Raw genomic sequence first — 13,320 nt, 5'->3', positions numbered from 1 at the left:
ATGTCCGCCACCCAGGCAATGTCATGAACGAAATCGGCGGCCGAAGTTCAGTGCAGCGGCGCCGCGGGCCTCAGACGCACGGCCCATGCCACCAGCAGCGCCGGGAACTGGGCGAGCGCCGCGTTGTAGCTGGCGACCGCGAGGTTGAACTGGGTGCGCGCGATCTCGGCGGCGGCCGAGGGTTCGGGCCAGGCCATCGGCTCGGCCGCGATCGCGCCGGTGGCCGTCACGGGCACCAGCGCGTTCGCCGTCGAAGCCTGGCCCGCGGGACGCGACAGCGTGCCGTCGGGATGGAAGGAGGTCACCGCATCCGGATGCCGGCGCTGCCAGGCGGTCAGCAGCACCTGCAGCGCGGTCGCGAGCGCCGACATGCTGCCGGCCTCGAGCGGACGCTGCCGGGTCGCGCCGAGCAGGGTGGCCATCTGCGTGGTCGCGGCCTGCAGCGAAGAGGCGCCCGCCGCGGGATCGGTCGATTCCTCGGCGGCCGACGGCGCGCTCAGGCTGGTCTGCACGAAGTCGAGTTGGCGCGTCAGCGCGGCGTCCAGCGTGGCATAGGCCTGCAGCACCGCGGCCCGCAGGCGCACCAGCCGGTTGTAAGCGCCGACAAACCAGAACAGCAGCACGGCCACGACGATCCAGCCGGCCAGCGAATCGGGCAACACGCTCATCGATGGCACTCCAGGAAAAGCTGAAAAGGAAGACGGGAGGACGCGCGGAAAACCGCGGCCCCCCATGAAAAACGCCTCCCGACCGTCAAGCCGGGAGGCGTTCACGACCGGTCACGGCCGGGCGATGCTAACCAGTTATTCGGTCGCGGCGCCTTCGCTGGCGTCGACCGTGCTGGTGGCATCGCTGGACGAACCGGCGAGCTCGGCGGCTTCGGACTCGGCGATGGCGCGGCGCTCGGCCTCGTCCATCTCGTCCTTGGCCTTGCGTGCCAGGTGGTACGCCATGCCGGTGCCCGCGGGAATCAGGCGGCCGACGATGACGTTTTCCTTCAGGCCGCGCAGCTCGTCGCGCTTGCCCATGATCGCGGCTTCGGTCAGCACGCGCGTCGTTTCCTGGAACGAAGCGGCGGAGATGAACGAGTCGGTCGACAGCGACGCCTTCGTGATACCGAGCAGCAGGTTGGTGAACGTCGCGGGGATCTTGCCTTCGGCGCGCAGGGCGTCGTTGGTGTTGAGCATTTCGCTGCGTTCGACCTGTTCGCCCGAGATGTAGCTGGTGTCGCCGACGTTGTCGACCACGACGCGGCGCAGCATCTGGCGAACGATCACCTCGATGTGCTTGTCGTTGATCTTCACGCCCTGCAGGCGGTACACGTCCTGCACCTCGTCCACGATGTAGCGCGCGAGTTCTTCCGAACCCAGCAGGCGCAGGATGTCCTGCGGATCCGCCGGACCGTCGACCACGCTTTCGCCCTTGTTCACCACCTGGCCTTCGTGCACCAGGATGTTCTTTTCCTTCGGCACGAGTTCTTCCCAGACCTTGCCTTCCGGGTCGGTGATCTGCAGGCGGATCTTGCCCTTCGTTTCCTTGCCGAACGACACGGTGCCGGTCATCTCGGCCAGCATGCCCTTGTCCTTCGGCGAACGGGCTTCGAACAGCTCGGCCACGCGCGGCAGACCGCCGGTGATGTCGCGGGTCTTCTGGCCTTCGACCGGAATACGCGCCAGCACTTCGCCGGGGCCCACGTCCTGGCCGTCACGCACCTGGATCAGCGCGCCGATCGGGAAGCCGATCGTCACCGAGTGGTCGGTGCCGGGGATCTTCACCTCGGCGCCCGAGGCATCGATCAGCTTGACCTGCGGACGCACGACCTTGGCAGCGCCGCGGCGCTTCGGGTCGATCACGACCAGGGTCGACAGACCGGTCACTTCGTCCACCTGCTTGGCGACCGTGAGGCCTTCCTCGACGTTCTCGAACTGGGTCTTGCCGGCGAATTCCGTGATGATCGGGCGCGTCAGCGGGTCCCAGTTGGCGAGCACGTGGCCGGCCTTGATCTGCTGGTCGGCCTTGACCGTCAGCGTCGCGCCGTACGGCACCTTGTGGCGTTCGCGCTCGCGGCCGTGCTCGTCATGGATGACGATCTCGCCCGAACGTGCGATCACCACCAGCTCGTTCTTGCTGTTGGTCACGTAGCGCATCGTGGCGTTGAAGCCGATCACGCCGTTGGACTTGGCCTCGACGCTCGAAGCGACCGCCGCGCGCGAAGCCGCACCACCGATGTGGAAGGTACGCATCGTGAGCTGCGTGCCCGGTTCGCCGATCGACTGCGCCGCGATCACGCCGACCGCTTCGCCGTTGTTCACCAGGCCGCCGCGGCCGAGGTCGCGGCCGTAGCACTTGGCGCAGATGCCGAAGCGCGTGGCGCAGGTCAGCGCGGTGCGGACCTTGACTTCGTCCACGCCGTCGGCTTCGATGGCGTCGATCGTGTCTTCGTCGAGCATGTCGCCGGCCTTGACCAGCACGGCACGCGTCTCGGGGTGCAGCACGTCTTCGGCCACGCTGCGGCCAAGGATACGGTCGCGCAGCGATTCGATGACTTCACCGCCCTCCACGATCGCGCGCATCAGCGCGCCGTCGTGCGTACCGCAGTCCTGCTCGATCACCACCAGATCCTGCGTCACGTCGACCAGACGGCGGGTCAGGTAACCCGAGTTCGCCGTCTTCAGCGCCGTGTCGGCCAGACCCTTACGGGCACCGTGGGTGGAGATGAAGTACTCCAGCACGTTCAGGCCTTCGCGGAAGTTCGCGGTGATGGGCGTCTCGATGATCGAGCCATCCGGCTTGGCCATCAGGCCACGCATGCCGGCCACCTGGCGAATCTGGGCCGCGGAACCGCGGGCACCCGAGTCGGCCATCATGTAGATCGAGTTGAAGGACTCCTGCTCGACTTCCTTGCCGTGGCGGTCGATGACCTTCTGCTTCGACAGCTTGGCCATCATGACCTTCGACACTTCGTCGCCGGCCTTGCCCCAGATGTCCACCACCTTGTTGTAGCGCTCGCCGGAGGTCACGAGACCGGAGACGTACTGCTGTTCGATCTCCTTCACTTCCTTGGCCGAGCGATCGATGATGCCGTGCTTTTCAGCGGGCACCAGCATGTCGTCGATGGCGATCGAGATGCCGGCCTTGGTCGCGAGGCGGAAACCGTTCTGCAGCAGCTTGTCGGCGAAGACCACGGTCTCCTTCAGGCCGCACTTGCGGAAGCTCACGTTGATGAGCTTGGAGATTTCCTTCTTTTTCAGCGCCTTGTTGATGTTCGAGAACGGCAGGCCCTTCGGCAGGATCTCGGACAGCAGGGCACGGCCCACGGTGGTGTCCACGAGCGAGGTCGACGGCTCGAATTCGCCGCTTTCCTTGTTCTTGGTGTACTCCGTGATGCGCACGGCGACCTTGGCGGTCAGCTCGACCACGTTGGCGTCGAGCGCGCGCTGCACTTCACCGATGTCCGAGAAGATCAGGCCTTCGCCCTTGCCGTTGATGCGGTCACGGGTCGTGTAGTACAGACCCAGCACCACGTCCTGCGAGGGAACGATCGACGGTTCGCCCGAAGCCGGGAACAGCACGTTGTTGGAGGCCAGCATCAGCGTGCGGGCTTCCATCTGCGCTTCCACCGACAGCGGCACGTGGACGGCCATCTGGTCGCCGTCGAAGTCGGCGTTGAAGGCCGCGCACACCAGCGGATGCAGCTGGATCGCCTTGCCTTCGATCAGGATCGGCTCGAAGGCCTGGATGCCCAGACGGTGCAGCGTAGGCGCACGGTTCAGCATCACCGGGTGTTCCTTGATCACCTCTTCCAGGATGTCCCAGACCACCGGCGTGCCCGATTCGACTTCCTTCTTGGCCGCCTTGATCGTGGTCGCGATGCCCATGGCTTCGAGGCGCGAGAAGATGAAGGGCTTGAACAGCTCGAGCGCCATCAGCTTCGGCAGGCCGCACTGGTGCAGCTTGAGCGTCGGGCCCACCACGATGACCGAACGGCCCGAGTAGTCGACGCGCTTGCCCAGCAGATTCTGGCGGAAGCGACCGCTCTTGCCCTTGATCATGTCGGCCAGCGACTTGAGCGCGCGCTTGTTGGCGCCCGTCATGGCCTTGCCGCGGCGGCCGTTGTCCAGCAGCGAGTCGACGGCTTCCTGCAGCATCCGCTTTTCGTTGCGCGCGATGATTTCCGGGGCCTTGAGCTCCAGCAGGCGACGCAGACGCGAGTTGCGGTTGATGACGCGGCGGTACAGGTCATTCAGGTCGGAGGTCGCGAAGCGGCCGCCGTCCAGCGGCACCAGCGGACGCAGGTCCGGCGGCAGCACGGGCAGCACGTCGAGCACCATCCAGTTGGGCTTGATGCCCGACTTGCGGAAGGCCTCGAGCACCTTCAGGCGCTTGGAGTTCTTCTTGACCTTGACTTCGGAACCGGTCAGGTCGCCGCGCAGCTTCTCGATCTCGCTGTCGAGCTCGATGCCTTCCAGCAGGTCCTTGATGCCTTCGGCGCCCATCTTGGCGATGAACTCGTCACCGTATTCCTTGCGCTTCGTGTCGTAGTCGTCCTCGGACATGATGCTGAACTTCTTCAGCGGGGTCATGCCGGGGTCGGTCACCACGTAGGCTTCGAAGTACAGCACGCGTTCGATGTCGCGCAGCGTCATGTCGAGCACGAGGCCCAGGCGCGACGGCAGCGACTTCAGGAACCAGATGTGCGCGCAGGGAGCGGCCAGGTCGATGTGACCCATGCGCTCGCGGCGGACCTTGGTCTGCGTGACTTCGACGCCGCACTTCTCGCAGATCACGCCGCGGTGCTTGAGGCGCTTGTACTTGCCGCACAGGCACTCGTAGTCCTTGATCGGGCCGAAGATCTTGGCGCAGAACAGGCCGTCGCGTTCGGGTTTGAACGTGCGGTAGTTGATCGTCTCGGGCTTCTTCACCTCGCCGAAAGACCACGAGCGGATCTTTTCGGGCGAAGCCATGCCGATCTTGATGGCATCGAAATGCTCATCCGGGGTGAACTGCTTGAACAGGTCGAGTAGCGATTTCATAAGACTCTATCCCCTTCGTTTACGAACGCTCGAGCTCGATGTCGAGACCCAGCGAACGGATTTCCTTGACCAGCACGTTGAACGATTCCGGCATGCCGGCTTCGATCGAATGCTCGCCCTTGACGATGCTTTCGTAGACCTTGGTACGGCCCTGCACGTCGTCGGACTTCACGGTCAGCATTTCCTGCAGGACGTAGGCAGCGCCGTACGCTTCGAGCGCCCACACTTCCATTTCCCCGAAACGCTGGCCGCCGAATTGCGCCTTGCCGCCCAGCGGCTGCTGCGTGACCAGCGAGTACGGGCCGGTCGAGCGGGCGTGCATCTTGTCGTCCACCAGGTGATGCAGCTTCAGGAAGTGCATGTAGCCGACGGTGACGGGACGCTCGAACTGGTCGCCGGTGCGGCCGTCGAACAGGTAGGCCTGCGTGCGCGTCTCGGTCAGGCCCTTGGCCTTCGCGATGTCGTCCGGGTAGGCCAGCTTCAGCATGCCGCGGATTTCCTCTTCCGAGGCGCCGTCGAACACGGGCGTCGCGAAGGTCGCGCCGTTTTGCAGGTTCGATGCCATCTCGAGCACTTCACCGTCGCTCAGCGAGGCGATGTTCTCTTCGCGGCCCGAGCCGTTGTACAGCTGCTCCATGAACTTGCGCAGCTCGGCCGCCTTGGCCTCCTGCTGCAGCAGATCGCCGATGCGCTGGCCGATGCCCTTGCCGGCCCAGCCCAGATGCACCTCGAGCACCTGCCCCACGTTCATCCGCGAGGGCACGCCCAGCGGGTTCAGGCAGATGTCGCACGGCGTGCCGTCGGCCATGTGCGGCATGTCTTCGATCGGAACGATCTTCGACACCACGCCCTTGTTGCCGTGGCGGCCGGCCATCTTGTCGCCGGGTTGCAGGCGGCGCTTGACGGCCAGGTAGACCTTGACCATCTTGAGCACGCCCGCGGGCAGCTCGTCGCCCTGCGTGAGCTTCTTGCGCTTTTCTTCGAACGCGAGGTCGAAGCTGTGGCGCGTCTGCTCGAGCGAGTTCTTGATCGACTCCAGCTGCGAGGCCACTTCCTCGTCGGCCGGACGGATGTCGAACCAGTGGAACTTCTCGACCGACGACAGGTAGGCCTTGTCGAGCTTGGTGCCCTTGGCGAGCTTGTTCGGGCCGCCGTTGGCGGCCTTGCCGATCAGCAGCTTCTCGATCCGGTCGAACGCGTCGGCCTCGACGATGCGAAGCTGGTCGTTCAGGTCGAGGCGGAAGCGCTTGAGCTCGTCGTCGATGATCTGCTGGGCACGCTTGTCGCGCTGGATGCCTTCGCGGGTGAACACCTGCACGTCGATCACGGTGCCTTGCGAGCCCTGGTCCACGCGCAGCGAGGTGTCCTTCACGTCCGAAGCCTTCTCGCCGAAGATGGCGCGCAGCAGCTTCTCTTCCGGCGTCAGCGTGGTCTCGCCCTTCGGCGTGACCTTGCCCACCAGCGTGTCGCCGGGCATGACTTCGGCACCCACGTAGATGATGCCGGACTCGTCGAGGCGGTTGAGCTGCTGTTCGGCCAGGTTCGGGATGTCGCGCGTGATTTCCTCGGCACCGAGCTTGGTGTCGCGGGCCATCACCACCAGTTCCTCGATGTGGATCGAGGTGTAGCGGTCGTCGGCCACGATGCGTTCGGAGATCAGGATCGAGTCTTCGAAGTTGTAGCCGTTCCAGGGCATGAACGCGATCAGCATGTTCTGGCCCAGGGCCAGTTCGCCGAGGTCGGTCGATGCACCGTCGGCCACCACGTCGCCCTTGGCGATCTTGTCGCCGCGCTTGACGATCGGACGCTGGTGGATGTTGGTGTTCTGGTTCGAACGCTGATACTTGATCAGGTTGTAGATGTCCACGCCGACTTCGCCGGCCGCGGCCTCGTCGTCGTTCACGCGCACCACGACACGGGTCGCGTCGACGTAGTCGACGATACCGCCGCGGGTGGCCGTGACCACGGTGCCGGAGTCGACCGCGGAGACGCGCTCGATGCCGGTGCCGACCATCGGCTTCTCGGGGCGCAGCACGGGCACGGCCTGACGCTGCATGTTGGCGCCCATCAGCGCGCGGTTCGCGTCGTCGTGCTCGAGGAACGGAACCAGCGAGGCGGCCACCGACACGATCTGTGCGGGCGACACGTCCATGTACTGGATGCGCTCGGCACCGACCAGGATCGATTCGCCGGCTTCACGCGCCGAGACCAGGTCGCCGGTCAGCACGCCGTCCTTGTCCAGGGCCGCGTTGGCCTGGGCGATGACGTACTTGCCTTCCTCGATGGCCGACAGGTAGTCGATCTCGTTCGTGACCTTGCTGTCGACCACGCGGCGATACGGCGTCTCGATGAAGCCGTATTCGTTCAGGCGGGCATACAGGGCCAGCGAGTTGATCAGGCCGATGTTCGGGCCTTCGGGCGTTTCGATCGGGCACACGCGGCCGTAGTGGGTCACGTGCACGTCGCGCACTTCGAAGCCGGCACGTTCGCGCGTCAGACCGCCCGGGCCAAGGGCCGACACGCGGCGCTTGTGGGTGATTTCGGACAGCGGGTTCGTCTGGTCCATGAACTGCGACAGCTGCGAGGCGCCGAAGAATTCCTTCAGCGCGGCCGAGATCGGCTTGCTGTTGATCAGGTCGTGCGGCATCAGCGGCTCTTGCTCCGCCTGACCCAGACGTTCCTTCACGGCCTTCTCGATACGGGCCAGGCCGGTGCGGTACTGGTTCTCGGCCAGCTCGCCGACGCAACGCACGCGGCGGTTGCCGAGGTGGTCGATGTCGTCGACTTCGCCGTTGCCGTTGCGCAGGTCGACGAGGATCTTGACGACGGCCAGGATGTCCTCGTTGGTCAGCACCATCGGGCCGGTCGATTCGTCGCGGCCGACCTTGGCGTTGAACTTCATGCGGCCGACGCGCGACAGGTCGTACGTGTCCGGGTTGTAGAACAGGCGCTGGAACAGGGCCTGCACCGCGTCTTCCGTCGGCGGCTCGCCGGGGCGCATCATGCGGTAGATCGCCACGCGCGCGGCGAACTCGTCCACCGTTTCGTCGATGCGCAGGGTCTGCGAGATGTACGCGCCCTGGTCGAGTTCGTTGGTGTAGATGACCTGGATGTCCTGCACGCCGGCGCCGCGCAGCTTCTTCAGCAGCGCTTCGGTCAGCTCGTCGTTGGCCTTGGACAGGATCTCGCCCGAATCGGCATCGACGATGTTGCGTGCGATCACGCGGCCGATCAGGAAGTCTTCCGGCACGCTGATGTGCGTGGTGCCGCCCTGCTCGAGTTCGCGCGTGTGGCGCGCGGTGACCCGCTTGTCCTTGGCGACCACGACCTTGCCCGACTTGTCGGTGATGTCGAAGCGCGCGACTTCGCCGCGCAGGCGCTCGGAGACGAACTCCATCTGCGCGCCGCTGTCCATCAGGCGGAAGTTGTCGTTCACGAAGAAGTTCGCGAGGATCGATTCCGGGTTCAGGCCGATGGCCTTCAGCAGGATCGTGACCGGCATCTTGCGGCGACGGTCGACGCGGAAGTACAGCATGTCCTTCGGGTCGAACTCGAAGTCGAGCCACGAACCGCGGTAGGGAATCACGCGGGCCGAGAACAGCAGCTTGCCCGAGCTGTGCGTCTTGCCCTTGTCGTGTTCGAAGAACACGCCCGGCGAACGGTGCAGCTGCGAAACGATCACGCGTTCCGTGCCGTTGATGATGAACGAGCCCTTCTCGGTCATGAGCGGCACTTCGCCCATGTAGACCTCTTGCTCCTTCACTTCCTTGACCACCTTCGACTGCGAGGTCGACGACTCGCGGTCATAGATGATGAGCTGGACCTTGGCGCGCACCGCCGAGGCGAAGGTCAGACCACGGGTCTGGCACTCGCGCACATCGAACGCCGGCTTCGCCAGGTTGTACTCGAGGAACTTCATCTCGACGAAACCGTTGTGCGAGACGATCGGGAAGGCGGCGTCGAACGCGGCCTGCAGGCCTTCGACGGTGCGTTTTTGCGGAGCGATGCCCGCTTGCAGGAACGCCGTGTAGGCGTCCTTCTGCATCTGCAGCAGGTAGGGAATTTCGACGACGCTGTCGCGGCTGCCGAAACTTTTTCGGATGCGCTTGCGTTCGGTGTAACTGTACGCGGACGATTGGGCCATGAGAGCTCCGGTGCTTGAGATCTTCAGCGACTTGTCAGCAATGCCGGGACGAACGGCACCACTGCTTGGCGGCTGGCCACTACCAGCCGTTGGCGGACAGCGATGCGTTGCACATCGCCCGAACCAAGGGGTCTTCTGCAGTCGGGGTCAGAAGACACTCAAAAAACGTCTTGATTTGGCATTTCCCTCGACCTCCTGGTCTCCGGAAAGCCGGCATCAAGCCGACTTTTGAGTGCGCTCTGAAAGCGGCAAAGGCTGGAGGGCCTTTTTCAGGCACCTCCAGCCCTCGAGGGGGTCTGAATTACTTCAGTTCCACCTTGGCGCCGGCTTCTTCCAGCTTCTTCTTGGCAGCGTCGGCGTCAGCCTTCGACAGGCCTTCCTTGACGGCCTTGGGAGCGGCTTCCACCAGGTCCTTGGCTTCCTTGAGGCCCAGGCCGGTGATTTCGCGCACGGCCTTGATGACCGACACCTTGTTCGCGCCGACATCGGCCAGCACGACGTTGAATTCGGTCTTTTCTTCGACCACGGCAGCGGTTGCGCCACCACCTTGGGCCGGAGCCGACATTGCAGCGGCGCTCACGCCGAACTTCTCTTCGATGGCCTTGACCAGGTCGTTGAGCTCGAGGACCGTCATGCTGTCCAGCGCGGTCAGAAATGCGTCTTTATCGAATGCCATTTTGGTTTCCTAACAATTGGGTTGAATTTTTCAAACGCAAGGCTTGGGCTATCAAGCCGCCTGCGCTTCTGCCGGTGCATCGGCGGGTGCAGCTTCGCCACCACCGCGCTTCTCGGCCAGCGCCGCGAGCACGCGGGCGGTACGAGAGATCGGCGATTGCATCAAGCCCAGCAGTTGCGCCAGCAGCACTTCCTTGGAAGGGATGTTGGCCAGTTGCTTCACGCCGTCGACGTCCAGGGCCTTGCCACCGAATGCGCCACCGCGAATCACCAGCTTGTCGTTGGTTTTCGCGAAATCGGCCACCACCTTCGCGGCGGCCACGGCGTCTTCGGAGAAGCCATAGATCAGCGGACCGGTCATCTGGTCGCCGACGATCTCAAACGAGCTGCCAGCCACAGCACGGCGGGCCAGGGTGTTCTTCAGAACACTCAGGCTCACACCCTTGCTGCGAGCTTCGGCGCGCAGTTTGGTCATATCGGCCACCGTGATGCCACGGTATTCCGCCATCACGAGCGTTTGAGCTTTTGCGGCGAGGCTGGTCACTTCATTGATGACCGCTTCTTTCTCACTGCGATTCAGACTCAAGGTCTACTCCTTTTCAATGCGGTCTTCGGTTGTTTCATGAACCTCGGACCGCGCCTCATGCAGCGACCAACTGTTTCGGAACCCATTCGTCAGAAAACTCGAATTCCTTGCAGCGGGATCGCCATCTGCGCTGGCTGCCCGGCGGGGGCCGGGTGATTAAGTGCAGGCAACCTGCACACCAGCGGTCTTGGATGGCCCGCGGCAACCGAAGCCGCCGCGACCCACCACATTCGCCCAGTTCCAAATCCTTGCGGAGCCGGAGCCGGGCCAATCTACATTTGCCTTCGCTTCCGCCCGATCAGGCAGCGGCGATGGTCTGCGTGTCCACGCGGACACCCACGCCCATCGTCGACGACACGGCGACCTTGCGCAGGTAGATACCCTTGCTCGAGGCCGGCTTGGCCTTGACCAGGGCATCGATCAGCGCGGCGAGGTTGCCTTGCAGCTTGTCGGTGTCGAACGAACGACGGCCGATCGTGCCATGCACGATGCCGGCCTTGTCGACGCGGAACTGAACCTGGCCAGCCTTGGCGTTCTTCACGGCGGTCGCGACGTCGGGCGTCACGGTGCCGACCTTCGGGTTCGGCATCAGGCCGCGCGGGCCGAGGATCTGGCCGAGCGTACCGACCACGCGCATGGCGTCGGGTGCGGCGATCACGATGTCGAAGGGCATGTCGCCCGCCTTGACCATGGCAGCCAGGTCGTCCATGCCGACGATGTCGGCGCCGGCGGCCTTGGCTTCTTCAGCCTTGGCGCCTTGGGCGAACACGGCCACGCGCTTGGTCTTGCCGGTGCCATTGGGCAGCACGACGGCGCCACGCACGACCTGGTCCGACTTCTTCGCGTCGATGCCGAGCTGCACGGCCACGTCGATCGATTCGTCGAACTTGGCGGTGGCGGCTTCCTTGACGATGGTGATCGCGTCAGTCAGCGGGTACAGCTTGGTGCTGTCGACCTTGCCTTCGAGCGACTTCTGCTTCTTGGTGATCTTGGCCATTTACACGCCCTCCACATTCACGCCCATGGAACGGGCCGTACCAGCGATGGTGCGAACTGCTGCGTCCATGTCGGCAGCGGTCAGGTCCTTCATCTTGGTCTTTGCGATCTCTTCGAGCTGGGCGCGCGTGATCTTGCCGACCTTGTCGGTGTGCGGGCGCGCAGAGCCCTTCTCGAGCTTGATCGCCTTCTTGATCAGGACGCCAGCGGGCGGCGACTTGATGATGAAGGTGAAGCTCTTGTCGGCGAAGGCGGTGATGACCACCGGCAGCGCCAGACCCGGCTCGTAGCTCTGCGTCTGGGCGTTGAACGCCTTGCAGAATTCCATGATGTTCAGACCGCGCTGACCGAGTGCGGGACCGATCGGCGGGGACGGGTTGGCCTTACCAGCTGGCACTTGCAGCTTGATGAAGCCGACGATTTTTTTCGCCATGCTTTACTCCTTGCGGGTGATATCGCCGAGGCCTGTGGCCTGGGCTCCCCGGGGTGAACGACTCTTCGATCAAGGCCGCGCGCCGAGTCGGATAGCGCGCTGCCGGAATGGGACCCGATCCGAAGACCGGGCGGGCGTCAGGTCTTCTCGACCTGGCTGAATTCGAGTTCCACCGGGGTGGCGCGGCCGAAGATCATGACCGAGACACGCACCTTGCTCTTCTCGTAGTTGACTTCCTCGACCGAGCCGTTGAAGTCGGTGAACGGACCTTCCTTGACGCGCACGAGTTCGCCCACGGTGAACTCGACCTTGTGGCGCGGCTTCTCGGTGCCCTGCTGCATCTGGCTGACGATGTCCTCGACCTCTTTCTGCGAGATCGGAGCCGGACGGTTCTTGGCGCCGCCCACGAAGCCCGTCACCTTGTTGGTGTGCTTCACCAGGTGCCAGCTCTCGTCGTCCATGATCATTTCGACCAGCACGTAGCCCGGGAAGAAGCGGCGCTCGGTGGTGCGCTTCTGGCCGTTCTTGATCTCGACCACTTCCTCGGTCGGGACCAGGATGCGGCCGAACTTGTCCTGCATGCCGGCGCGGTTGATGCGCTCGGTGATGTTCCGCTCGACGGCCTTCTCCATGCCCGAATAGGCATGCACCACATACCAACGCAGATCGGGATTGGCAGCAGGCGCAAGGACGGAGGCGTTTTCCTCCGGCGGCGTGGTTTCAACAGCGTCGTCGGTCATTGGTTCTTACTTTTTCCAGCCCAGAATGAGGTCAAAAAACACCCATTCGAGCGTTTTGTCGGTGAGCCAGAGGAAGACGGACATGATCGCCACGAAGGCGAACACATAAGCCGTCATCTGCATCGCTTCCTTGCGGGTCGGCCAGACGACCTTCTTGACCTCGCGCCACGAATCGCGGCCGAAAGCCCAGAGCTGGCGGCCGTTCTCGGAGCTGCCGAAGGTCGCCACGGCGGCGGCCAGGCCCACGAGCAGCGCGGCCCACTGAACCAGCGAGCCCTGGCGCGACAGCAGATAGAACGCCACGATGGCGCCCACTGCCAGCAGCGCCGCCACGGCCAGCTTGGCCTTGTCGGCACCGGTGCTCACGGTTTCGATTTGAGAAGTGGCCATGTTCGGCTGATTTCCTGCGGCCTTTCGGCCTCAATTCATGCCGCCGTTTTGAGACGGCGAAGCCCATCGGGTCTCGACGGGCTTTTTTGCCTTCCCGCCGGAGTCCGGCGGGTCGTTTTCGGAGGCCACCCTAGGTGGCAGGGGCAGTAGGAATCGAACCTACAACCTTCGGTTTTGGAGACCGACGCTCTGCCAATTGAGCTATACCCCTCCGGTACTCTTGCCCGACTTAGATGTCGAGGATCTTGGCCACGACGCCCGAACCCACGGTACGGCCGCCTTCGCGGATGGCGAAGCGCAGGCCTTCTTCCATCGCGATCGGG

General features: G+C 64.1%; 9 protein-coding genes, 1 tRNA gene and 1 pseudogene. All 11 read right to left on the bottom strand.

Annotated elements, in window-relative coordinates; genetic code table 11:
• Nucleotides 1–47: 47 nt before the first annotated feature.
• Nucleotides 48–668: a LemA family protein gene (locus BM109_RS35300; protein WP_093353739.1), complete on the bottom strand. Its 621-nt coding sequence runs from the start codon at nucleotides 666–668 to the stop codon at nucleotides 48–50.
• Between the two features lie 135 nt (nucleotides 669–803).
• Nucleotides 804–5,033, bottom strand: a complete 4,230-nt coding sequence (gene rpoC, locus BM109_RS35295) for a DNA-directed RNA polymerase subunit beta' (RefSeq protein WP_093353736.1) — start codon at nucleotides 5,031–5,033, stop codon at nucleotides 804–806.
• A 19-nt stretch (nucleotides 5,034–5,052) separates the two neighbouring features.
• The gene (gene rpoB / locus BM109_RS35290; RefSeq protein ID WP_093353734.1) at nucleotides 5,053–9,177 is read right to left on the bottom strand and encodes a DNA-directed RNA polymerase subunit beta; all 4,125 of its coding nucleotides are present in this window, start codon (nucleotides 9,175–9,177) and stop codon (nucleotides 5,053–5,055) included.
• A gap of 301 nt (nucleotides 9,178–9,478) precedes the next feature.
• Entirely contained in the window at nucleotides 9,479–9,853 is a 375-nt protein-coding gene (gene rplL / locus BM109_RS35285; RefSeq protein ID WP_093353732.1) for a 50S ribosomal protein L7/L12, read from the bottom strand.
• Nucleotides 9,854–9,904: 51 nt separating this feature from the next.
• Entirely contained in the window at nucleotides 9,905–10,438 is a 534-nt protein-coding gene (gene rplJ, locus BM109_RS35280) for a 50S ribosomal protein L10 (RefSeq protein ID WP_093353730.1), read from the bottom strand.
• A 298-nt stretch (nucleotides 10,439–10,736) separates the two neighbouring features.
• Entirely contained in the window at nucleotides 10,737–11,435 is a 699-nt protein-coding gene (rplA, locus tag BM109_RS35275) for a 50S ribosomal protein L1 (protein WP_093353727.1), read from the bottom strand.
• Nucleotides 11,436–11,867 (bottom strand): 50S ribosomal protein L11, encoded by a 432-nt coding sequence (gene rplK, locus BM109_RS35270; protein ID WP_093206996.1) that lies wholly within the window; start codon nucleotides 11,865–11,867, stop codon nucleotides 11,436–11,438.
• Nucleotides 11,868–12,004: 137 nt separating this feature from the next.
• Nucleotides 12,005–12,607, bottom strand: a complete 603-nt coding sequence (gene nusG / locus BM109_RS35265; RefSeq protein ID WP_064262260.1) for a transcription termination/antitermination protein NusG — start codon at nucleotides 12,605–12,607, stop codon at nucleotides 12,005–12,007.
• Between the two features lie 6 nt (nucleotides 12,608–12,613).
• Nucleotides 12,614–12,997: a preprotein translocase subunit SecE gene (secE, locus tag BM109_RS35260; protein WP_093353725.1), complete on the bottom strand. Its 384-nt coding sequence runs from the start codon at nucleotides 12,995–12,997 to the stop codon at nucleotides 12,614–12,616.
• 135 nt (nucleotides 12,998–13,132) lie between these two features.
• Nucleotides 13,133–13,208 (bottom strand) — tRNA-Trp (locus BM109_RS35255).
• Nucleotides 13,209–13,226: 18 nt separating this feature from the next.
• Nucleotides 13,227–13,320 (bottom strand): annotated as a pseudogene (locus BM109_RS35250) (elongation factor Tu); the annotation flags it as partial.

Origin of the sequence: Variovorax sp. PDC80, assembly GCF_900115375.1 — a bacterium.
In the GTDB taxonomy this organism is placed as follows: Bacteria; Pseudomonadota; Gammaproteobacteria; order Burkholderiales; family Burkholderiaceae_C; genus Variovorax.
Note: the sequence above shows the minus strand (reverse complement) of the source record. Positions and strands in the feature narration are given on the sequence as shown.